This is a genomic window from Pseudomonas monachiensis (genome assembly GCF_047345015.1).
Lineage (GTDB): Bacteria > Pseudomonadota > Gammaproteobacteria > Pseudomonadales > Pseudomonadaceae > Aquipseudomonas > Aquipseudomonas monachiensis.
Genome location: NZ_CP178857.1, coordinates 3,320,874 through 3,340,831, shown reverse-complemented (window position 1 = coordinate 3,340,831; position 19,958 = coordinate 3,320,874). Strand labels below are relative to the sequence as shown.

The following is a 19,958-nucleotide window of genomic DNA, read 5'->3' as shown; positions in this document are numbered from 1 at the left end:
TCATTGCGTTGCTACGTTAGGCTTGAACGACCGGGATGTTGGCGTTCGCAGCAGCTTCACGGAACTCGGCGATCTGGTCGAAGGACAGGTAGCGGTAGACATCGGCCGCCATGCTGTCGATCTTGCCGGCGTATTCCATGTACTCCTCGACGGTCGGCAGGCGACCCAGGATGGAAGCCACGGACGCCAGTTCAGCCGAAGCCAGGTAGACGTTCGCGCCGTCACCCAGACGGTTCGGGAAGTTACGGGTCGAAGTCGACACCACAGTCGAGTTCGGCTCTACACGTGCCTGGTTACCCATGCACAGTGAGCAACCCGGCATTTCCATGCGCGCGCCAGCCTTGCCGTAGATGCCGTAGTAGCCTTCTTCGGTCAGTTGGTGAGCGTCCATCTTGGTCGGCGGCGACAGCCACAGACGGGTTGGCAGCTGACCCTTGACCTGTTCCAGCAGCTTACCGGCAGCGCGGAAGTGACCGATGTTGGTCATGCACGAACCGATGAACACTTCGTCGATCTTCTCGCCAGCAACGCTGGAGAGCAGGCGGGCGTCGTCCGGGTCGTTTGGCGCGCAGAGCACAGGCTCCTTGATGTCGGCCAGGTCGATCTCGATGATTTCAGCGTATTCGGCGTCTTTGTCCGCTTGCAGCAGCTCAGGGTTGGCCAGCCAGGCTTCCATCGCTTGAGCGCGACGTTCAAGAGTACGTGCATCGCCGTAGCCTTCGCCGATCATCCAGCGCAGCAGGGTGATGTTGGACTGCAGGTATTCGGCAATCGACTCTTTGGACAGCTGGATGGTGCAACCGGCAGCCGAACGTTCAGCCGAGGCGTCAGACAGTTCGAACGCTTGCTCGACGGTCAGCTTAGGCAGACCTTCGATCTCCAGGATGCGACCGGAGAAGGCGTTCTTCTTGCCTTTCTTCTCTACGGTCAGCAGGCCAGCCTGGATCGCGTAGTAAGGAATGGCGTGAACCAGGTCACGCAAGGTGACGCCTGGTTGCAGTTCGCCTTTGAAGCGAACCAGGATCGACTCAGGCATGTCCAGCGGCATGACGCCGGTGGCAGCGGCGAAAGCAACCAGGCCGGAACCGGCCGGGAACGAGATGCCGATCGGGAAACGGGTGTGGGAGTCACCACCGGTACCGACGGTGTCTGGCAGCAGCATGCGGTTCAGCCACGAGTGGATGATGCCGTCGCCCGGACGCAGGGAAACGCCGCCGCGGGTCATGATGAAGTCAGGCAGGGTGTGGTGGGTGGTCACGTCGATCGGCTTTGGATAAGCCGCGGTGTGGCAGAAGGACTGCATCACCAGGTCGGTCGAGAAGCCCAGGCACGCCAGGTCTTTGAGTTCGTCACGGGTCATTGGACCGGTGGTGTCCTGGGAACCGACGGTGGTCATCTTCGGTTCGCAGTAGGTGCCTGGACGCACACCAGCTACGCCGCACGCCTTGCCGACCATTTTCTGCGCCAGGGTGAAACCCTTGGTGCTTTCAGCCGGAGCTTCAGGCTTCTTGAACAGGGTCGAAGGTGGCAGACCCAGCTCGGTGCGAGCCTTCTCGGTCAGGCCACGGCCGATGATCAGCGGAATACGGCCGCCAGCACGAACTTCGTCCAACAGTACCGGAGTCTTCATTTCGAAGGTGGTCAGGACTTCGTCGGTGCCGTGCTTGCAGACTTTGCCAGCATGCGGGTACAGGTCGATCACGTCGCCCATGTGCATGTTGGAAACGTCGAATTCGATTGGCAGTGCGCCGGCATCTTCCATGGTGTTGTAGAAGATCGGAGCGATTTTGCTGCCGAAGCAGAAACCGCCGGCACGCTTGTTCGGCACGTAAGGAACGTCGTCGCCGAAGAACCACAGTACGGAGTTGGTCGCCGATTTACGCGAAGAACCGGTACCGACCACATCGCCGACGTAGGCGATAGGGAAGCCGGCGTTGCGCATTTCTTCGATCTGCTTCATCGGACCGGTGACGCCTTGTGCGTCAGGCACGATGCCGTCGCGAGCCATTTTCAGCATGGCCAGGGCGTGCAGCGGGATGTCTGGACGGGACCAGGCATCAGGCGCAGGGGACAGGTCGTCGGTGTTGGTTTCGCCGGTGACCTTGAACACGCGCAGGCTGATCTTGTCGGCCAGGGTCGGGCGCTTCACGAACCACTCGCCGTCAGCCCAGGATTGCAGCACGCCTTGGGCGTGAACGTTACCGTTCTTGGCTTTTTCAGCGACGTCGTGGAAGGCGTCGAACATCAGCAGGGTGTGCTTGAGTTCTTCAGCCGCTACTGGAGCCAGTTCGGCGTCATCCAGCAGGTTAACCAGAGTCACGATGTTGTAGCCGCCCTGCATGGTGCCGAGCAGTTCAACAGCGCGCTTCTTGTCGATCAGGGGGGATTTGGCTTCGCCTTTGGCGATGGCGGACAGGAAGCCGGCCTTTACATAGGCAGCTTCGTCCACTCCAGGCGGAACGCGATTGGTGATCAGGTCAACGAGGAATGCTTCTTCGCCAGCCGGGGGATTTTTCAGCAGCTCGACCAGGCCTGCAGTTTGTTCGGCGTTTAGCGGCTGGGGAACGATACCCAGTGCTGCGCGCTCTTCGATATGTTTGCGGTAGGCTTCAAGCACAGTTATTACCCTCATCAGTGGTCCCAAATGGGTGTCCGGGACGCTCATCCCGAAATTGCCGTACTCATGCGCTGCATGGCGTTGTGAGCCACTTAGCCAGAATTACCGGCAATTCCTTACAGAAGCTGCTTTCAAAGTTTTACGCCTGCAGAACGGGAGCTGATGAGGGTTGGCGTTGGGCTTTTCCCCGCTGGAAAAACCCCTCGCCAACACCGCTCTGAAGGAACGACTGTGCTCGTGACGCTTTGAAAACAGCTTCTAACGGACATTGGCGCCTAAAAAGGCAGGCTGATTCTACGGCAAAAAAAAATTAAAGGTAAGTCAGTGTTTATTGGACTTTGGTGGAGGCGCTCAGCAGAGCCCGATTCTCCATGGGCCCTGAACTTTGAGGGGTGATCAATGGCCGACAAAGGGCTAACATGCGGGCCTGTTCTGCTTTCTCGCGTTTTTGCCTATCTATGCCCAATCAGACCATCAAGACCCCCTGCGTCGGCCTCTGCTCCACCGTTTACGGTGACCTGGTGTGCCGTGGCTGCAAGCGTTTCCACCACGAAGTGATCCACTGGAACGGTTACAACGAGGAAGAAAAGCGCGCGGTATGGCTGCGTCTTGAGCAGTTGCTGTCGCAGGTGATGGCCGCCAAGGTGGAAATTTTCGATCCGGCGCTGCTCAGAATGCAGCTGGAGCAACGCAAGATCCGCTTCGTGCCCCATCAGTCGGAATATTGCTGGGCCTATCAGTTGATTGCGCGAGGCGCGCGGGTGATCAACAACCTGGAAGCCTACGGGATGGTGCTGCTGCCGGAGTTTCGTGAGTGGAACCTGCCGGAATTGCGCGACGCCATTGATCGGGAATTTTTCCTGCTCTCCGAAGCCCATTACCAGCGCTACATTGCGCCGGGGTTCCTGAAAGATGCCTTTGGTGGGTAGCCCTTAAAAGCATCGCGAGCAAGCTCGCTCCCACAGGGGATCTGTATCGTTCACAAATCCTCTGTGGGAGCGAGCTTGCTCGCGATGGCGTCCGGCCAAACAGCAAAGATCTCAATGCTTGTCGGTAATCTCCTCAAGATGATCCGCCACTTCCATCGGCTTGAGCACCAGCACGTCGCTCTCGACCGAATCGAGCACCACTTCCGCCGTATTGCCGATCAGTGCCCCTGATAACCCGCTACGTGCCACGGTACCGATCACTGTCACCGCCGCCTGCAGCTTGTGCACCATGAACGGAATCAACACGTCCGCCGGGCCTTCCTCGATGTGCAGGTGATCATCGTCGATGTCGAATTCCGCCTGGAACGCCTTGCACTGTTCGCGATAGCGCGCCTGGATGGTTTCGCTGAGTTGAAACGTCGGGTCGGCCGCCGACAGCATGGGCGACGGGTGGGCGCTGATCACGTGCAAGTGGGCCTTGGCCAGGGTGGCGATGTCATAGCCATGATCAATGATGGTGTCGTGCAAGTGGCGGTGTTCGAGATCGGTGTTGCCGACGTCGACGGCTGCCAGAATCACTTTGTCTTTCCATGAACCGGCGGTTTTCACCAGCAGCACCGGAGTCGGGCAGGACCGCAACAGTTTCCAGTCCTCTGGGGTCAGCAGGGCTTTTTTCAACGGGCTGTCGGGGAAGTGCTGCTTGACCACCAGACCGCAGCCTTCGGCTTGCTGCACATCAATGATGGTTTCGTGCAGGCTCTCGTTCCAGGCCTGCTCGGTGGTGACGACGTAGCCGTCCTCCGTTAATGCGGCCTTGAGCACACCCAGCATGCCACTGTGATCATGCTTGCGGTCGCACACCAGCAGATGCAACTGTGCCTGGGTCACGCTGGCAATCAGTTTGGCCCGTTTGAGCGCCAGGCTTTCCGAGTGCTCGGGTTCGATGACCACCAGAATGCTGCGAATGGCTTGCATGTGCGGGATCTCCTGAAAATAAAAAAGCACGGCGTTGCACAACTATAGTTGCTGTCTGCGATTCGGGGACTTGATGCATATCAACGGTTGGCGACTGGTGGTCTGCGGGCAGGCCGGTATAATCGGCGCCCTTCGTTTTGAACCTATTTTTCCGTGAGCCCCATGATCCTTCCCGAAATTCACGAGTTCCTTGGCTGCCGCACCCCCGACGGCTGGATCCAGGCCGCGCTGGCCGATCAGGAAACCCTGCTGATCGACCACAAGAACTGCGAATTCAAGGCCGCCAGCACCGCGTTGAGCCTGATCGCCAAGTATCACTCCCACGTCGATCTGATCAACATGATGTCGCGCCTGGCCCGGGAAGAGCTGGTGCACCACGAACAGGTCATGCGCCTGATGAAACGGCGCAAGATCGAACTGCGCCAGCTGTCCGCCGGGCGTTACGCGTCGGGGCTGCGCAAGGTGGTACGCAGTCACGAGCCGGTGAAGCTGGTTGACACATTGGTGGTGGGCGCGTTCATCGAGGCCCGCAGTTGTGAGCGTTTCGAAGCGCTGGTGCCGCATCTGGACGAAGAACTGGGCAAGTTCTATTTCGGCTTGCTCAAGAGCGAAGCCAGGCATTTCCAGGGTTACCTGAAGCTGGCTTATCAATATGGAGACGCCAAGGACATCGCCCAGGTGATCGACAGGGTCCGCGCCGCCGAGCAGGAACTGATCGAGTCGCCGGACGTGGAATTCCGTTTTCATAGTGGTGTGCCGGCGGCGTAATCCTGCACCACCCAGTCATGAACGGCTCAAACCCAGCCGTTCATGCCATTGCGCGATGGACTCTTCGGGGTACACATCGAACTGTTTATCCCCGGGTTGCGCCTCGACTTCCACCCACGTTGCCTTCGAACCCAGCATCAGGTGCGTGTGTTCCGGCGGCACCGGCAACGGTGTATCGATGGCCGAGGCGAACGGGTGAATCAACTCCGGCCACTGCGGACTGAACAACCACAGGCCCGAGCCGCAGACCGAGCAGAAATGCCGCTCGGCGGTGCTGCTGTGGGCGCGCTTGTCGCCTTCTTCCTTGAGTCGCGCATGGTAAATCGCGATGTGTTTGCGTCCGCGAACCTTGAGGCTGGCGGCATCGCCACCGAGGTTGATCGCATAACCGCCGCCGCCCTGGGTCTTGCGGCAGATCGAGCAGTAGCAGCGCTGGTAAGGGTAGGGGTGGACGCTGGTCAAACTGAACGACACCGCGCCGCAATGGCAGGAACCTTCGAGTTGCATGGGAGCCTCCGGCTGTCTGGAACGTACCCCGGACAGCCTAGACCGTCAGGGCTACTCGACCGGCACCAGGATCGCGTCGCCGGTCGCCACCAGTTTCAGTTGATCACCGGTTTGCGCGAACAACTCGGCGCGGGCGAACACCTGCTTCTTGCCAGCCTTCACCACCCGGCCCCGGGCGATGAACACTTCACCGATCGCAGGCGCCAGGCAGTTGACTGAAAAGTGCGAGGCCAGCACGTTGCCTGCCACGGTTCCAGCCGCGAAGCCACAGGCTGTGTCGAGCATCGCGCCAATCAGGCCGGCATGCAGGAAACCGGCGTATTGCGCCATGTCAGTCTTGCGAAAAGCCATGGTGAGTTCGACTTCGCCGCTTTCGGCGCGGGTGACTTCGAAGCCGGCCCAGCGGTTGAAGGCCGAGGTTGCGTTGATCTGTTTGAGTGTGTTGAGCATGGCGAATCCCTCCGGTTGAAGCATCAACATGCGCCGGGTGCGGGTGGATGTCATGGTCCATAAGGGAAGGTGATGGGCTGGTTGGTTGGTGGTGAATGGGCTGGCCTCATCGCGAGCAGGCTCGCTTCTACAGTGAGTGGTGGTGAACACAATCTCTATGTTCGACCGCAAAACCTGTGGGAGCTGGCTTGCCTGCGATGAACGATAACGCGGTCCCACTGGACGCCCACCAAAGGCCAAGTCAGCATGTCCCCCTCGAAACCGGGACACGACCTGATGCGACGACTACCCTCCCTGGCAGCCCTGCGAACCTTCGAATGCGCCGCCCGCCACGCCCATTTCGGTCGGGCGGCGGCTGAGTTGTGCGTCACCGACAGCGCGGTCAGCCACCAGATTCGCCAGCTCGAAGAGCAACTCGGCGTGCCGCTGTTCGTGCGCGAGGGTCGGCAGATTCGCCCGACCCTGGCTGCCGGGCGCCTGATGCAGAGCTTGCAGCAGGCTTTCGAACTGATCGGCGATGCCTGCGATGAACTGCGCGACCCTTCATCCCTGGCGGTATTGCGTCTGGCGGTCACCGCCGAGCTTGCGCAAAAGTGGCTGATGAGCCGGCTCACGGATTTCTACGCGCGCTACCCGCACATCACCTTGCATCTGTACGAACAGCCGATCGACGCCACGGCGCCCGGAGAAGATATCGACCTGGCGATCACCTACGGCACCGGCCCGGTGGACAGCTCCGCGTATTTCGTCCGGCCGCTGCCGGCGTTGCAGTTCTTCCCGGTGTGCAGTCCCGGCCTGTTCAACCAGGGCACCTTGAAAACCCCGAAGGACCTGGCTCGCCACTGTCTGCTGCACGACGACCAGGACGGCAAGACCTGGACCGCGTGGCTCACCAGCCATGCCGGTGACCAGCGCCCCGACCGGCAACTGTATTTCGCCCACGCCGGGCTGGCACTGGAGGCCGCGGCCCAAGGGCAGGGCGTGGCCATGGGCGACAACCTCACAGCCCAGGAAGATTTGCTCAGTGGGCGGCTGGTACGGCCGTTTACGTCGAGCATGACTGCGCTGGGGCAATACGCACTGGTGTGCGAGCGGCTGCGGCTGGAGCGCCCGGCGGTGGCGCAGATGCTGGAGTGGTTCAACGATCAGTTGCTCGATTGATGAGTTAGATTCAAGTATTCCGAAATAATCATCGTTGGCGAGCCAGTCGCCAACGCCCTTAGCCTGTGGTCATTCCAATCCCCGTTGAAGAGGTTTGACCATGGCCCGCTTGCTCGACACCACTCCCAAACAGGACGGTTTCCGTCTGCCCGGCGAATTCGAAACCAAGTCCGGTTGCTGGCTCGGCTGGCCGGAGCGCACCGACGTCTGGCGCAACGGGGCCAAGCCTGCGCAGAAAGTCTGGGTGCAGATCGTCACCGCCATTTCCATGAGCGAACCGGTCACCGTCTGCGCCTCGGCGGCTCAGTTCGCCACCGCCCGTCGCCAACTGCCGCCGCAAGTGCGCGTGGTGGAAATGACCTGCAACGACACCTGGTTCCGCGACAGCGGCCCATGCTTCGTGGTCAATGACCAGAGCGGCGAAGTGCGCGGCGTCGACTTCGAATTCAACGCGTATGGTGGCCTCGATGGCGGCTTGTACTACCCGTGGGACAAGGACGACCAGATCGCGAGCAAGATCCTCGAAATCGAGCGCTTCGACCGCTATCGCGCGCCGTTGATCGCCGAACTGGGCGGTATCCAGAGCGACGGCCAGGGCAGCATCCTGACCACCGAGCAATGCCTGCTCAACCGCAACCGCAACCAGCACCTGGGCAAGGACGAAGTCACCCGTCGCCTGACCGATTACCTCGGCGCCGAGCAGGTGATCTGGCTGCCACGGGGCTGCAAGTTCGACGAAACCGACGGCCATGTCGACGACCTCGCGTGCTTCGTGCGCCCCGGTGAAGTGGTGCTGCAATGGACCGACAACCGCGACGACCCGCAGTGGGAAATCTATCAGGAGGCCTACGACATCCTGCGCAGCACCCGCGACAGTCGCGGCCGCGAATTGATCGTGCACAAGCTGCCGCAGCCGGATGTGCTGGAGTGGACCGCCGAAGAAGCCGAAGGCCTGGACCAGCAGGACAGCACCCATACCCGCCAGGCCGGGACGAAGATCTGCGCGTCGTACATCAACTACTACGCCGGCAACAGTTCGATCGTGGTGCCGCTGTTCGGTGATCGCAACGACAAGGTGGCGCTGGCGACCCTGGCCGAGCTGTTCCCGAAACACAGCATCGTCGGCATCGAAAACTCCCGGGAAATCCTTCTCGGTGGCGGCAACGTCGCGTGCATCACCATGCCGCAGTACGCCGCCCCCCACTCCAACAAGAAAGGAGCGTGACCGTGGGCCTGCACAAACTGACTCAAGCAATACTGCTGGTGCTTGCACCCCTGTGTGTGCAGGCCGCCGACACCGCCAAACCGGTGGTCAACCTGTACATCTGGGGCGAGTACCTGGCCCCGGACACCTTGAAGAATTTTGAAGCGAAAACCGGCATCCATGTGGTGGTCGACCACTTCGACTCCCTGGAAACCGTCGAGACCAAGCTGCTGACCGGTCGTAGTGGCTACGACCTGGTGCTGACGGCGGGGCAGCATCTGTCCCGGGCCATCGAGAGTGGCGCGGTGCAGCCGGTCGACAAGCAGCAACTGCCGCATTTCGCCGGGGTCGGCGAGGAGTTCCGCCAGCACATGGCGGTGTTCGATCCGGGCAACCGCCATGCCGGGATCTACGCCTGGGGCACCACGGGCGTGGGTTATCAGGAGCAGGCGGTCAAACAGCGGCTGCCCGACGCGCCGACCGACAGTTGGGCGATGCTGTTCGACCCGGCCGTGGTGTCGAAATTCGCCGATTGCGGGGTCAGCCTGCTCAACGATCCCAACGAAGTGTTTGCGGCGGTCATGAAGTACATGGGCCTGGACATCAACCGCCAGAACCTCGATGACCTGAAGCTGGCCGAGCAGCAACTGGCGAAGATTCGGCCGTACATTCGCTATTTCGACAACGACCTGAACATCAGCGACCTGGCCAACGGCAACACCTGCGTGGCGATGTCGTGGAACGGCAACGTGGCCATCGCGGCGGGCCAGGCCGAGGCGGCGGGCAAGCCGTATTCGCTCAAGTACCGCATTCCGAAGGAGGGCACGTTGATCTGGTTCGATGCCATGGTCATTCCCAAGGATGCGCCGCACCCGAAGGCCGGCCTGGCATTGATGGACTACCTGATGATCCCGCAAGTGATCGCGCCGATCACCGACACTATCCATTACGCCAATGCGATCACGGCGGCGGACGCCCTGGTCGACCCGGCGATTCGCAACGATCCGGGGACGTATCCGCCGGCGGCGGTCAGGGCTTCGCTGTACAGCAAGAATGACAATGGCAAGGCGTTCAACCGGGCGTTGATCAGGGCGTTCAGTCGGTTGAAGTCGGGGTTGTGAGGTCAAGCCGACCCCTGTAGGAGCTGCCGAAGGCTGCGATCTTTTGATTTTGTTTTTCAGGATCAAGATCAAAAGATCGCAGCCTTCGGCAGCTCCTACAGGGACCGCGATGTGGTCTAACGGTTGGGCACCCGCCACAAATACCAGGAGGCCACCGTCCGGTAGGGACTCCACGCCAACCCGATCTCGATCATCTGCTTGCGCGTCGGCTGCATCTCCAGGCCCTTGAGTCGTCGATAACCCTCGCGCACACCAAAATCATCGGCCGGCAGGATATCCGGCCGCTCCAGGCTGTAGATCAGCAGCATCTCCACGGTCCAGCGACCCACGCCGCGCAGGGTGATCAAGCGCTCGATCAGCGCTTCATCGTCCATGGCCAGCGCCGTGGCGTAATCCGGCACCACGCCGTCCAGCGACGCCTGTGCGATGCCCTGGATAGTCGCGATCTTGCTCGCGGAAAACCCGCAACTGCGCAGTCGGTCGAAATCCGTGGCGACGATCTGTTCCGGCCTGGGAAACGAACCCGAACCGAACAGCGCCAGCAACCGGCCGACAATCGCATCCCCAGCCTTGGCATGCAGTTGCTGATAGGCAATCGCCCGCACCAGCGACTCATACGGATCATGTGCCGCATGCGGCTGGTGCAGGCACGGGCCGATGGCGTCGATGTGGCGGCGCCAGTCATCATCGATGGCCGCCAGGAACGCACTGGCCGCCTGATAGCCGTCGACCATGGGCTCAGGCTTTCCCGGACGGTTGCAGCAGGGCGTTCACTTCGCCGTAGGTCAAGGCCTTCAGGTCGTGGCTATCGAACTTGCCGGTTTGCAGAAAGCTTTTGGCGATGCCGGCCATGGCACCGTAGAGGAATTCGGCGATGCCTGAACCCGCGGTCAGGCGGCGTACACCGAGTGCCTCAAGCGCTTCGGGGGACGGCAGGCCGGGGAACCCCAGCACATTCAGTGGCAGCGAGGTTCCTTGGCACAACGCCTTGATCTCGTACTCTGCAGTAACGCCGGCGGCAAACAGGCCATTGGCACCGGCGGCCTGATACAGCGCGGCGCGCCTGAGGGTTTCGGCGACGCGATCTTCGGCGGGCACCAGGCCCCGCAGGTAAACATCGGTGCGCGCATTGATAAACAGGTTCACGTTGCGCCGGTCGGCCACCTGGCGCGCGATTTCGATCTTGCGTACCAGCAACTCCGGCGGTGAGGAACCGTCTTCGATGTTGATCCCGACAGCGCCGGCGGCGATCACCGCATCAACCACCTGGGTCACCCGTTCCAGGTCATCGGAATAACCGGCCTCGATGTCCACGGTCAGCGGTACCGAAATGACCCGGGCAATCGACTCGACCGTCGAGACCAGGCGCTCAAGGGGCAGGGTGTTGCCGTCCGGATAACCATGCACCCAGGCCACTGCCGCGCTGCTGGTGGCTACGGCCTTGTTGCCCAGTTGTTCTACCAACCGCGCCCCGGCGGCATCGGCGACGTTGGTGAGGATCAGCAAACCCTCGTGATGCAGTTGGTGCAATTGATTGTCGAGCCTGTCCATCGGGTTTCCTTCCTTTTGAAAAAGTCGTGGGGATCAGAACGCCAGTTGCTCCGTGAGCTGCACCGCCGCGTTCTCCAGCCTGAGCAAAAACGCCTTGCGTGGCTGGCCTCCAGCGTAGCCGGTCAACGAGCCGTCGGCGCCGATCACCCGGTGGCAGGGCACGACAATCGATAAGCGGTTATGCCCGTTGGCCAGACCCACCGCCCGGCTGGCACCTGGCTTGCCCAGGCTCGCCGCGATGGCGCCGTAGGTGGTGGTCCGGCCGTAGGGGATCTTCGCCAGTTCGGCCCAGACCCGGCGGGAGAACTCGCTGCCGGGCATGTGCAAGGCCACGCTGAACTCAGTGAGCGTGCCGGCGAAATACGCGGACAATTGTTCTTCGATCTGCTGCAAATGCGCGTTGTGCCCCGGTGCCACGGCATAACCGAAACGGTTTTGCAGCGCTTCGACCGCTGGGTTCAGCGAGGCCTGGCCGAGAAACTCCAGCAGCACCAGTCCACGCCGCTCGGCCATGGCGATCATCGGTCCCAGCGGCGTGGTCAGGCGCGTGAACAGCAGCGGCTCGCTGTTGGCCGCGCGGCCCGGGGTGATGTGAAACGATTTCTGGAAGGCATCGCGAAATCCGCTCAGGGACTCGTAGCCCGAATCGAACGCGACGTCGTCGATGGAGTCGCCCTGTCTGATCCCGCCCAACGCCATGCCCAGGCGTCGGGCGCGCAGCCAGGCGTGGAAGGTCATGCCGAAATGCTGCTTGAACCAACGGCGCAGTTTCAGTGGTTCGATGCCTTGGGCCAGTAGTTGGGCGTCGGTCCAGCGCTGCTCCGGGTCGGCGTCTAGCGATTTGAACAGTGTCTGCACCCAGTCCGGCGCGCTGGCGGCGGTGTCCAGCGGTTTGCAGCGCAGGCAGGCGCGATAGCCCGCCGCCAGGCATTGTTCGGCGTTGGCAAAGAACTCGACATTCTCAGGCTTCGGGCTGCGGGCGGTGCAGCCGGGGCGGCAGAAGATGCCTGTGGTCTTGACCGCCGTGAAGAACACCCCCTCGTAGGAGGTGTCTCGCTCGAGCATGGCGCGAACCATCTCGGCACGGGGTGGAAGCAGCGTTTTCTGTAGGTTCATGGGCGCAGCATAGATCGCGTCATGGGCGACCTCCACCGGAGAATCGACAGTGAATTTCGCTCCTTTGATCACTGCGAGTCAATGTGGGAGCGAGCAAGCGCGCTCACATGGGGAAAATATCGACTTCAGGCGCGTCTGGCCATCAGAAGCACCGAAGCTGCCGCCGACAGTAACCCCGCACAGCAACGGTTGAACATCCGCTTGCCCGACGGCCTGGCGAACCAACGGCGCATGTGCAGGCCCATGTAGGCGTAGGCGCCGATGGCGATCCATTCCAGCACCAGAAACAGCGCGCCCAACACCACGAATTGCGGCCCGATGGCGTGGGTCGAGTCGACGAATTGCGGCAGGAACGCGGTGAAGATCAGGATGGCCTTGGGGTTGCCGGCCGCCACCAGGAACTCCTGCCGGGCCAGCGCCAGCGTGCCCACGGGGGCTGAGGCCACGACGTTTTCCACGCCCGGATCGGCGCGCCACAATTGCCAGGCGAGGTAGAACAGGTAGGCCGCGCCGAGGATCTTGATCGCGTAGAACAGCAGCTCGGAGGTTTGCAACACCACCGCCAGCCCCGCCGAGGCCAGGGCAATCATCCCGGCGAACGCCAGTAGCCGGCCGATCCCCGCCACACACGCGGTGCGGTAGCCATAGCGGGTCGAATTACTGACCGACAGCAGGTTGTTGGGGCCGGGTGCCATGTTGAGGGCGAAGCAGGCCGGCAGGAACAGGGTGAGGGTGGCGAGGTCCATGGTGGGCTCCTGTAGCAAGAGCGCTATTTTTATCACGGCTCAGCGGTGGCCAGACCCATACAGTCATGGGCGCAAACCACCGTACACAGGGCTATCTGGCGAACTTTTTCGCCCCGGCGACGCAGAGGATCACGGCGACGGTGACACCCAGCATGCCGATGCTGACATGTTCATGCAGCAGGGTGGCGGCCAGCGTCAGCCCGAAAAACGGCTGGAGCAGCTGCAATTGCCCGACGGCGGCGATGCCCCCCTGGGCCAGGCCGCGATACCAGAACACGAAACCGATCAGCATGCTGAACAGCGAGACGTAAGCCAGGCTGAACCAGGCCGGCGTGCTGATGCCGCTGAACGAGGCCGGCATGCGCATCCAGCTGAGCACCGCCACGACCGGCAGCGACAGCACCAGCGCCCAGCTGATCACCTGCCAGCCACCGAGGGTGCGCGACAGCTTCGCGCCTTCGGCATAACCCAGGCCGCAGGCGAGGATGGCCAGCAGCATCAGGATGTCGCCTTGGGGGGAAGCGGTCAGCCCCTGGGACAGGGCAAACCCGACCACCAGCAAGCTGCCCAGCACCGAGAAAATCCAGAACGCCGCCCGTGGCCGCTCGCCGCCGCGCAGGACGCCGAACACCGCTGTCGCCAGGGGCAGCAGGCCGACGAAGACGATCGAGTGCGTGGACGTCACGTATTGCAGCGCCAGCGCGGTCAACAGGGGAAAGCCGATGACCACGCCCAGGGCAACGATGAGCAGCGGTATCAGTTGCTGGCGCGCCGGGCGTTTTTCCTTGAACAGCCACAGCAGGCACAGCGCCAGGACCGCTGCGATGGTCGCGCGTGCGACGGTCAGGAACACCGGGTCAAACTCCAGCACCGCCACCCGTGTCGCCGGCAGCGAGCCGCTGAAGATCACCACGCCGATCAGGCCGTTGATCCAGCCGCTGGTGCTGTTTTCCAGCGTCCGGTGTTGCAGGTTCGAAGTCCGTTCCATTTGGCTCACGCTCATTGTCTGATTGCACGAAACTCATCCTATGAGCGACTATCGATACAATCAAAAAATTGTCATGGATACATCTCGACATGCCTCGATCCCGCTACAAAACCCTGGTGGATGCCTTTGCCGCCGACATCCGCTCCGGGCGTCTGCCGCCCGGCACGCGCCTGCCGACTCACCGGCAACTGGCCACCGAGCACGGTCTGGCGCTGGTCACCGCCAGCCGGGTGTATGCCGAGCTGGAGGGCATGGGCCTGGTCAGCGGCGAAACCGGGCGCGGTACCTTTGTCAGGGAAACCTCGCTGCCGCCGGGGCAGGGCATCTCGCAGCACGTGGTGGCGGCGGGGATGATCGACCTGAATTTCAACTACCCGTCATTGCCCGGTCAGGCCGACCTGTTGCGCATGGCCTTGCGTCAGCTGGCGTTGTCCGGGGACCTGGAATCGCTCCTGCGCTATCAGCCCCACGCGGGACGCCTGCATGAGCGGGCCTCGGTCGCGCGTCATCTGCTTGACCGCGGGCTGAGCGTGCCGGCCGAGCAGGTGTTGATCGTCAGCGGTGCCCAGCATGGCCTGGCGGTGGCGATGATGACGCTGCTCAAGCCCGGCGATGTAATTGCCGCCGATGCGTTGACCTATCCCGGTTTCAAGACCTTGGCCGAAACCCTGCATCTGGAAGTCTTGCCGATTCCGGTCACCGATACCGGGCCTGATTTGCCTGCCCTGGAAAAACTCTGCCGCAGCCGATCGGTACGGGCCGTGTACTCGATGCCGACCTTGCATAACCCGCTGGGCTGGGTGATGGATCTGGATCAGCGCGAGCAGTTGGTAGCGATTGCGCGTCGGCATGAGTTGACGATCATCGAGGACGCTGCCTACGCGTTCCTGGCCGAAGACGTACCGCCACCGCTGGCCGAGCTGGCACCGGAGAGAACGGTGTACGTGTCCGGCCTGTCGAAGAATGTCGCCACCGGGCTGCGCGTCGGTTTCATCGCCGCACCCGCGCAATGGGTCGCCGCCTTCGAGCGCACGATCATGGCGACCACCTGGAACACCCCGGGCGTGATGACCGCCATCGCCACGGCCTGGCTCGACGACGGCACCGTCAGCCAGTTGGAGGCGCAAAAACGCGCGGATGCCCGGGCCCGGCAAACCCTGGCCCGCGAGGTGCTGGCGGGGCTCAGGACCGTCAGCCACCCGAACTCTTATTTCATCTGGCTGCCGTTGGCGGAAGACGCCCGGGCCGACCAGATCGCCATGGCGCTGATGCGCGAGCAGGTGTCGGTGTCGCCGGCCGAGCCCTTTGCGATTTCGGCCTATGTACCGCACGCGATACGCCTGGCCCTGGGTTCGGTGGACATGGATTCGCTGCGTATTGCCCTGGGCAAGGTTGAAAAGATCGTTGGCTATTACTCATAGCGCTGCAGGGCAGTTTTCTTCAATACGCGAGCCGCTCGGCTCTTTACCTTGGGGGCCTTGTTCAATCCGATGGAAGAAGGTGTGCAATGAATCTGATGATGTCCATGGCGGCGTTTGCGCTGGTCGCTTCCATCACGCCGGGGCCGGTCAACATTGTGGCGTTGAGCTCCGGCGCACGCTTTGGTTTCCGGGCCAGCCAGCGTCACGTGGCCGGGGCGACGCTGGGGTTTGTCTTGCTGTTGGTGCTGATGGGGTTGGGCCTGCATGAGGTGTTGCAACGCTGGCCGGCACTGACCCAGGTGGTGCAATGGGCGGGGGTGGCCTTTCTGTTGTACATGGCCTACAAGCTGGCGGCCGACAATGGGCAGGTGCAGGCCAGTGAGTCGGCCCAGTCGCCATCGATGCTGTATGGCGCCATCATGCAATGGCTCAACCCGAAGGCCTGGCTGGCCTGCGTGGCCGGCATGGGCGCGTTCGTCGCCGATGGCGAGGCGCGCCTGGTCTGGCAGTTCGCCGCGATCTATCTGGTGATCTGTTATGTGTCGGTCGGTTGCTGGGCGTATGCCGGGACGTTTTTACGCGGCTTCCTGAACAACCCGGCGGGTATGCGCCTGTTCAATCGCGCCATGGCGTTGTTGCTGGTGGTGAGTGCGGTGTATCTGGTGTTGCCGTAACGGCAGTCACCACGGTTTTGTGGCGAAGTTACAGCTTTTGTGGCGAGGGAGCTTGCTCCCGCTGGGCTGCGAAGCGGCCCCGCTTTCCTTCAGACAAATCTTGCATGCCGGTTTTGCGACGGCTTTGCCGCCGAGCGGGAGCAAGCTCCCTCGCCGCAGGTTCAACCAAATCACAGGTTCTGTAAGGCCACAGACTCATACAACGCTTCACCCCCGATACTGCCCCGGCGTAGCCGCCAGATGCTGTTTGAAGGCCCGTTGAAAATGCGCCTGATCGGAGAACCCCGCTTCCAGCGCCACGTCCGCGATCAGTTTGCCGCTGCGCAATTGATCCTGGGCGTACTGGATGCGCCGGTTGACCAGGAACGCGTGGGGCGTCATGCCGTAATGCTGTTTGAAGGCGCGGATCAGGTAGGACGGTGACAGTTGCGCCGCCTCGCATATGTCTTCGAGCCTGAGGGTTTGCGTGCAGTGGTCGCGGATGTAATCGGCTGCGCGTTCCAGCTTGAAATTGGGTTCGCGCAGCGGCGGGTTGGCCGGGTTGAGTCGTAGCTGAACCTCGGTAAAGAACTCCACGGCCACGCTGTGTTTGCGCAGCACGTCCTGCTGGGGATCGACCAGCACCTCATGCAAGCCCGCGAGGCCGGCAAACAGTTGGGCGTCCCGGGTGTGGGTCAGCGAGAAGCGGCGAAACGCCGCGTCATCGCTGAAGCCGAGCTGATGCTGCAAATCGGTCAGCCATGGCGTATCGACGTACAGCATCAGGTACGACCAGGGTTGGTCTTCGATCGGGTTGCAGGCGTGGACGTCGCCGGGGTTCATCAGCACCACCGTGCCGACGCCGACCTCGAACGCCGACTGCTCATGCAGATAAGTACTGCGCCCGGCGGTGATCGCCCCGATGGAAAAGTGCTCGTGGGCGTGCCGGGTGTAGCAGACTTCGCGCCCGTCGGCGATGGAGCGGGCTTCGATGAAGGGCAGGGCATCATCACGCCAGAAGCGCGGGGCCTTGTCGGCGTTCTTGGCAACGGCGTGCTTCATGCTCACTCCTCGGCAGGTCAGCGCCCGAGTGTATTAGCTCTCGCCGTCAAAGGCTCGTTGCAGTGTGGCGATATCGAGTTTTTTCATCTGCATCATCGCCTGCATGGCCCGCTGGGATTTCTTCGTGTCGGGGTCCTTGATCATGTCCATCATCGCGACGGGGACGATCTGCCACGACAGCCCGAACTTGTCCTTGAGCCAACCGCATTGCTGGGCTTCGGGCGCGCCACCGGCCGACAGGTTGCCCCAGTAATGATCGACTTCATCCTGTGTCAGGCAATTGACCTGAAACGAAACCGCCTCGCTGAACTTGAACAAAGGCCCGCCGTTGAGGCCGGTGAAACTCTGCCCGTCGAGCTCGAAGCTGACGGTCATGACCGAACCCACGGGCCGGCCGTGGAACTCGAATCCGGCGTGGCCGTAATGGGTGATGGCAGTGATTTTCGAGTGGTCGAAGATCGAGCAATAGAATTTCGCCGCCTCTTCGGCCTGATCGTCGAACCACAGGCAGGGCGTGAGTTTTTGTACGCGTAGCATGGCGCCAGCTCCTCTGCAGGTAACGCATGTTCCGGACTTTCAGCGTAGTCAGCCTCTGGTCGTCTGGCCGTACCGTAGATCGAGAAAATTGCCGCAGGGTAGCGTGACGGTAGTCAAAATGACTTTAAGTGGAGTCAAACAGACTATTTTTGCCGTGGGTCGTTATGACTCGTATATGCGCAAGTGCCTGGATTTAAAGGGGCAAAAAGCTGGCACGGGACTTGAAGAGGTAAAGGTGCAACTGAACGCCTTCAGGAGTACGCACAATGTTCAACTTCTTCAGCAACCCTCGGAACGTTCTTCAATGGTCGAGCCGTATGCTCGGCGCGTATCGCCTGAGCCAGTTCCCGGCTCGAGTGGTGGCTTGATGCGTCGGCTTGCCGTTGCACCAGTCTTCAGCCTGGGCTTTCGCCCCTTCTTTCTGGCGGGGGCCGGGTTCGCGGCCCTCGCCATCGCGATCTGGGCCTTATGGCTGTACGGCCGCTTGCCCGGTGCGCAGCCGGTGGGCGGCATGCTCGCCTGGCACCGACATGAAATGCCTTTCGGATTTGCCACGGCCATCATTGCCGGGTTCCTGCTCACGGCGGTGCCCAACTGGACCGGCCGGCCAGGGCTCAAGGGTTGGCCGCTGATCGGCCTGGTGCTGGTGTGGCTGCTGGCACGGCTGGCCTGGTGCCTGCCGATACCTGCGCCCTGGCTGCTGGCCTTGCAGGTTCCGTTTCTGCCGTTGCTGGCGTGGGCGTTGGGGTGCGATCTGCTGGCGGCGGGCAAACGCGAGAATTATCCGATTCTGTTGATGGTGACGCTGCTGGCCGGGTGTCAGGCGTTGACGTTGCTGGGGCTCGCCGTTGAAGACGCCAATCTGCAACGTCATGGCGTGCTGGCTGCCTTGTGGCTGGTGGGCGCGCTGATGAGCGTGATCGGCGGACGGGTGATTCCGTTTTTTATCCAGCGCGGCTTGAACCGTCCCGCAACGCCTGCTGCCCATCCATTGCCGGGCAAGGTGTTGCTGATCAGCGCCATGCTGGCAGCGGTGTCCTTTGCCGCCGGTTTGAATGACGTCCCACGGGTGTGGCTGGCGCTGATGTTTGCGTTGATCAGCGGTTTGCATCTGCTGCGATTGTGGCGCTGGCATGATCGCGGCCTGTGGCGCGTGCCGCTGCTGTGGTCGCTGTACCTGGCTTACGCCTGGCTAGCGGTGGCGACGCTGGCCATGGCGCTGTGGCACCTGGGCTGGATGCCGCAACAAAGCCTGGCCACCCATGCGCTGGCCGTCGGCGGCATCGGCGGGCTGGTTCTGGCGATGATCGCCCGGGTCAGCCTGGGGCATACCGGGCGCTTGTTGCAGCCGTCCAAAGCGATCGTCGCGGGGTTTTCCCTGTTGCTGCTGGCGGGTGTACTTCGAGTGTGGTTGGTGCCGTTTTCCAGTCATGGCCTGGCGCTGTCGGCGTTGCTGTGGTGTAGCGCTTTCGGTGTTTTTGTCTGGCGCTACACCGGCATTTTATTGGGGCCGAGGCTCTAGCCAAGACCTTCAGGGCCGCCTTTCGAGGCGGCTTTTTCATGACCGGTGGTCGATGCGCCACGGCCTGCCGGCAAATTTGCGCTTAGCTGAAGGGATAGCCTGAGGCGCGCGCAGGTTTTACAAGGCCGCAGCGACGCCCCTTCAGATCACCCTGAGTCTGAGGAACTGCGCCATGCTGACCCTGAACATCAATGGCCAGGATCAGGAGCTGGATGTCCCCGCCGACATGCCGCTGCTCTGGGTCTTGCGCGATGTTGCCCACCTCACCGGCACCAAGTTCGGCTGTGGCATCGCCCAATGCGGGGCTTGCACCGTACACGTCGATGGCGCGCCGCTGCGCTCGTGCATCACACCGGCCACGGCCGTGGCCCATGGGCAAAAAATTCTCACCATCGAAGGCCTTTCCGCGGACGGCTCGCACCCGGTGCAACAGGCCTGGGCGGAGCTTGACGTGGTTCAGTGTGGTTACTGCCAGTCCGGGCAGATCATGTCGGCGGCGGCATTGCTGGCGAAGATTCCGAAGCCAACCGACAACGACATCGATCAGGCGCTGTCCGGCAACATCTGCCGTTGCGGCACTTACCCGCGGATCCGTGCGGCGGTCAAACGCGCCGCCGAGCTGGGTTGAGG

The 19,958-nt window shown here is 62.0% G+C and carries 20 protein-coding genes; 9 read left to right on the top strand and 11 right to left on the bottom strand.

Features of this window, described 5'->3' with window-relative positions; translation table 11 throughout:
- Positions 1–16: 16 nt before the first annotated feature.
- The gene (gene acnB, locus ACMDB8_RS14805; protein ID WP_056727708.1) at positions 17–2,617 is read right to left on the bottom strand and encodes a bifunctional aconitate hydratase 2/2-methylisocitrate dehydratase; all 2,601 of its coding nucleotides are present in this window, start codon (positions 2,615–2,617) and stop codon (positions 17–19) included.
- Positions 2,618–3,075: 458 nt separating this feature from the next.
- Between acnB and ACMDB8_RS14800 the strand changes: the two genes are divergently transcribed.
- A complete protein-coding gene (locus ACMDB8_RS14800) occupies positions 3,076–3,546 on the top strand; it encodes a DUF1289 domain-containing protein (protein WP_056727706.1) in 471 nt (156 codons plus the stop codon).
- Positions 3,547–3,657: 111 nt separating this feature from the next.
- Here the strand turns inward: ACMDB8_RS14800 and ACMDB8_RS14795 are convergent, their stop codons facing one another.
- Positions 3,658–4,521, bottom strand: coding sequence for a universal stress protein (locus ACMDB8_RS14795; RefSeq protein WP_056727703.1), 864 nt, complete (start codon positions 4,519–4,521; stop codon positions 3,658–3,660).
- Positions 4,522–4,683: 162 nt separating this feature from the next.
- On the opposite strand from ACMDB8_RS14795, the gene ACMDB8_RS14790 reads away from it, so the two are divergent.
- Complete coding sequence (locus tag ACMDB8_RS14790; RefSeq protein ID WP_056727701.1) at positions 4,684–5,289, top strand: tRNA-(ms[2]io[6]A)-hydroxylase; 606 nt, start codon at positions 4,684–4,686, stop codon at positions 5,287–5,289.
- A 15-nt stretch (positions 5,290–5,304) separates the two neighbouring features.
- Here the strand turns inward: ACMDB8_RS14790 and ACMDB8_RS14785 are convergent, their stop codons facing one another.
- Complete coding sequence (locus ACMDB8_RS14785) at positions 5,305–5,796, bottom strand: GFA family protein (RefSeq protein ID WP_409078781.1); 492 nt, start codon at positions 5,794–5,796, stop codon at positions 5,305–5,307.
- A 51-nt stretch (positions 5,797–5,847) separates the two neighbouring features.
- On the bottom strand, positions 5,848–6,246 hold the full coding sequence (locus ACMDB8_RS14780) for a PaaI family thioesterase (RefSeq protein WP_056727697.1): 399 nt from the start codon (positions 6,244–6,246) through the stop codon (positions 5,848–5,850).
- A 276-nt stretch (positions 6,247–6,522) separates the two neighbouring features.
- On the opposite strand from ACMDB8_RS14780, the gene ACMDB8_RS14775 reads away from it, so the two are divergent.
- The 3 genes from ACMDB8_RS14775 (at position 6,523) to ACMDB8_RS14765 (ending at position 9,732) form a co-directional block, all read left to right on the top strand.
- Positions 6,523–7,407, top strand: coding sequence for a LysR substrate-binding domain-containing protein (locus ACMDB8_RS14775; protein WP_223441856.1), 885 nt, complete (start codon positions 6,523–6,525; stop codon positions 7,405–7,407).
- Positions 7,408–7,507: 100 nt separating this feature from the next.
- Complete coding sequence (gene aguA, locus ACMDB8_RS14770; protein WP_223542581.1) at positions 7,508–8,632, top strand: agmatine deiminase; 1,125 nt, start codon at positions 7,508–7,510, stop codon at positions 8,630–8,632.
- A 2-nt stretch (positions 8,633–8,634) separates the two neighbouring features.
- Positions 8,635–9,732, top strand: coding sequence for an extracellular solute-binding protein (locus tag ACMDB8_RS14765; RefSeq protein WP_056727692.1), 1,098 nt, complete (start codon positions 8,635–8,637; stop codon positions 9,730–9,732).
- Positions 9,733–9,848: 116 nt separating this feature from the next.
- Here ACMDB8_RS14765 and ACMDB8_RS14760 read toward each other — a convergent pair whose 3' ends face one another.
- The 5 genes from ACMDB8_RS14760 to ACMDB8_RS14740 all read right to left on the bottom strand — a co-directional run bounded on the left by ACMDB8_RS14760 (position 9,849) and on the right by ACMDB8_RS14740 (position 14,133).
- On the bottom strand, positions 9,849–10,466 hold the full coding sequence (locus tag ACMDB8_RS14760) for a DNA-3-methyladenine glycosylase family protein (protein WP_409078782.1): 618 nt from the start codon (positions 10,464–10,466) through the stop codon (positions 9,849–9,851).
- Between the two features lie 4 nt (positions 10,467–10,470).
- Complete coding sequence (locus tag ACMDB8_RS14755; protein WP_056727689.1) at positions 10,471–11,283, bottom strand: isocitrate lyase/PEP mutase family protein; 813 nt, start codon at positions 11,281–11,283, stop codon at positions 10,471–10,473.
- Between the two features lie 33 nt (positions 11,284–11,316).
- Positions 11,317–12,399, bottom strand: a complete 1,083-nt coding sequence (locus ACMDB8_RS14750) for a bifunctional transcriptional activator/DNA repair enzyme AdaA (RefSeq protein ID WP_056728092.1) — start codon at positions 12,397–12,399, stop codon at positions 11,317–11,319.
- Positions 12,400–12,524: 125 nt separating this feature from the next.
- Positions 12,525–13,145 carry a LysE family translocator gene (locus ACMDB8_RS14745; protein ID WP_056727687.1) on the bottom strand — a complete coding sequence of 207 codons (621 nt, stop codon included), beginning with the start codon at positions 13,143–13,145 and terminating at the stop codon, positions 12,525–12,527.
- A 91-nt stretch (positions 13,146–13,236) separates the two neighbouring features.
- Positions 13,237–14,133, bottom strand: a complete 897-nt coding sequence (locus ACMDB8_RS14740; RefSeq protein ID WP_409078783.1) for a DMT family transporter — start codon at positions 14,131–14,133, stop codon at positions 13,237–13,239.
- Positions 14,134–14,222: 89 nt separating this feature from the next.
- On the opposite strand from ACMDB8_RS14740, the gene ACMDB8_RS14735 reads away from it, so the two are divergent.
- Together ACMDB8_RS14735 and ACMDB8_RS14730 are read left to right on the top strand one after the other, a co-directional pair.
- Positions 14,223–15,554 carry a PLP-dependent aminotransferase family protein gene (locus tag ACMDB8_RS14735; protein ID WP_409078784.1) on the top strand — a complete coding sequence of 444 codons (1,332 nt, stop codon included), beginning with the start codon at positions 14,223–14,225 and terminating at the stop codon, positions 15,552–15,554.
- Positions 15,555–15,640: 86 nt separating this feature from the next.
- Entirely contained in the window at positions 15,641–16,228 is a 588-nt protein-coding gene (locus ACMDB8_RS14730) for a LysE family translocator (protein ID WP_409078785.1), read from the top strand.
- Between the two features lie 207 nt (positions 16,229–16,435).
- On the opposite strand, the gene ACMDB8_RS14725 is transcribed toward ACMDB8_RS14730, so the two are convergent.
- On the bottom strand, positions 16,436–17,269 hold the full coding sequence (locus ACMDB8_RS14725; RefSeq protein ID WP_409078786.1) for a helix-turn-helix transcriptional regulator: 834 nt from the start codon (positions 17,267–17,269) through the stop codon (positions 16,436–16,438).
- Between the two features lie 33 nt (positions 17,270–17,302).
- A complete protein-coding gene (locus tag ACMDB8_RS14720) occupies positions 17,303–17,806 on the bottom strand; it encodes a VOC family protein (protein WP_056727670.1) in 504 nt (167 codons plus the stop codon).
- A gap of 367 nt (positions 17,807–18,173) precedes the next feature.
- Between ACMDB8_RS14720 and ACMDB8_RS14715 the strand changes: the two genes are divergently transcribed.
- Together ACMDB8_RS14715 and ACMDB8_RS14710 are read left to right on the top strand one after the other, a co-directional pair.
- Positions 18,174–19,328, top strand: a complete 1,155-nt coding sequence (locus ACMDB8_RS14715) for an NnrS family protein (RefSeq protein WP_409078787.1) — start codon at positions 18,174–18,176, stop codon at positions 19,326–19,328.
- Positions 19,329–19,500: 172 nt separating this feature from the next.
- The gene (locus tag ACMDB8_RS14710) at positions 19,501–19,956 is read left to right on the top strand and encodes a (2Fe-2S)-binding protein (RefSeq protein ID WP_056727666.1); all 456 of its coding nucleotides are present in this window, start codon (positions 19,501–19,503) and stop codon (positions 19,954–19,956) included.
- Positions 19,957–19,958: the final 2 nt, after the last annotated feature.

What these genes read in the sequence shown, in the direction of transcription:
- ACMDB8_RS14800 (WP_056727706.1), top strand. Translation starts at nt 3,076, where the DNA reads ATGCCCAATCAGACCATCAAGACCCCCTGCGTCGGCCTCTGCTCCACC.
- ACMDB8_RS14795 (WP_056727703.1), bottom strand. Translation starts at nt 4,521, where the DNA reads ATGCAAGCCATTCGCAGCATTCTGGTGGTCATCGAACCCGAGCACTCG.
- ACMDB8_RS14790 (WP_056727701.1), top strand. Translation starts at nt 4,684, where the DNA reads ATGATCCTTCCCGAAATTCACGAGTTCCTTGGCTGCCGCACCCCCGAC.
- ACMDB8_RS14785 (WP_409078781.1), bottom strand. Translation starts at nt 5,796, where the DNA reads ATGCAACTCGAAGGTTCCTGCCATTGCGGCGCGGTGTCGTTCAGTTTG.
- ACMDB8_RS14780 (WP_056727697.1), bottom strand. Translation starts at nt 6,246, where the DNA reads ATGCTCAACACACTCAAACAGATCAACGCAACCTCGGCCTTCAACCGC.
- ACMDB8_RS14775 (WP_223441856.1), top strand. Translation starts at nt 6,523, where the DNA reads ATGCGACGACTACCCTCCCTGGCAGCCCTGCGAACCTTCGAATGCGCC.
- aguA (WP_223542581.1), top strand. Translation starts at nt 7,508, where the DNA reads ATGGCCCGCTTGCTCGACACCACTCCCAAACAGGACGGTTTCCGTCTG.
- ACMDB8_RS14760 (WP_409078782.1), bottom strand. Translation starts at nt 10,466, where the DNA reads ATGGTCGACGGCTATCAGGCGGCCAGTGCGTTCCTGGCGGCCATCGAT.
- ACMDB8_RS14755 (WP_056727689.1), bottom strand. Translation starts at nt 11,283, where the DNA reads ATGGACAGGCTCGACAATCAATTGCACCAACTGCATCACGAGGGTTTG.
- ACMDB8_RS14750 (WP_056728092.1), bottom strand. Translation starts at nt 12,399, where the DNA reads ATGAACCTACAGAAAACGCTGCTTCCACCCCGTGCCGAGATGGTTCGC.
- ACMDB8_RS14745 (WP_056727687.1), bottom strand. Translation starts at nt 13,145, where the DNA reads ATGGACCTCGCCACCCTCACCCTGTTCCTGCCGGCCTGCTTCGCCCTC.
- ACMDB8_RS14740 (WP_409078783.1), bottom strand. Translation starts at nt 14,133, where the DNA reads ATGGAACGGACTTCGAACCTGCAACACCGGACGCTGGAAAACAGCACC.
- ACMDB8_RS14735 (WP_409078784.1), top strand. Translation starts at nt 14,223, where the DNA reads ATGCCTCGATCCCGCTACAAAACCCTGGTGGATGCCTTTGCCGCCGAC.
- ACMDB8_RS14730 (WP_409078785.1), top strand. Translation starts at nt 15,641, where the DNA reads ATGAATCTGATGATGTCCATGGCGGCGTTTGCGCTGGTCGCTTCCATC.
- ACMDB8_RS14725 (WP_409078786.1), bottom strand. Translation starts at nt 17,269, where the DNA reads ATGAAGCACGCCGTTGCCAAGAACGCCGACAAGGCCCCGCGCTTCTGG.
- ACMDB8_RS14720 (WP_056727670.1), bottom strand. Translation starts at nt 17,806, where the DNA reads ATGCTACGCGTACAAAAACTCACGCCCTGCCTGTGGTTCGACGATCAG.
- ACMDB8_RS14715 (WP_409078787.1), top strand. Translation starts at nt 18,174, where the DNA reads ATGCGTCGGCTTGCCGTTGCACCAGTCTTCAGCCTGGGCTTTCGCCCC.
- ACMDB8_RS14710 (WP_056727666.1), top strand. Translation starts at nt 19,501, where the DNA reads ATGCTGACCCTGAACATCAATGGCCAGGATCAGGAGCTGGATGTCCCC.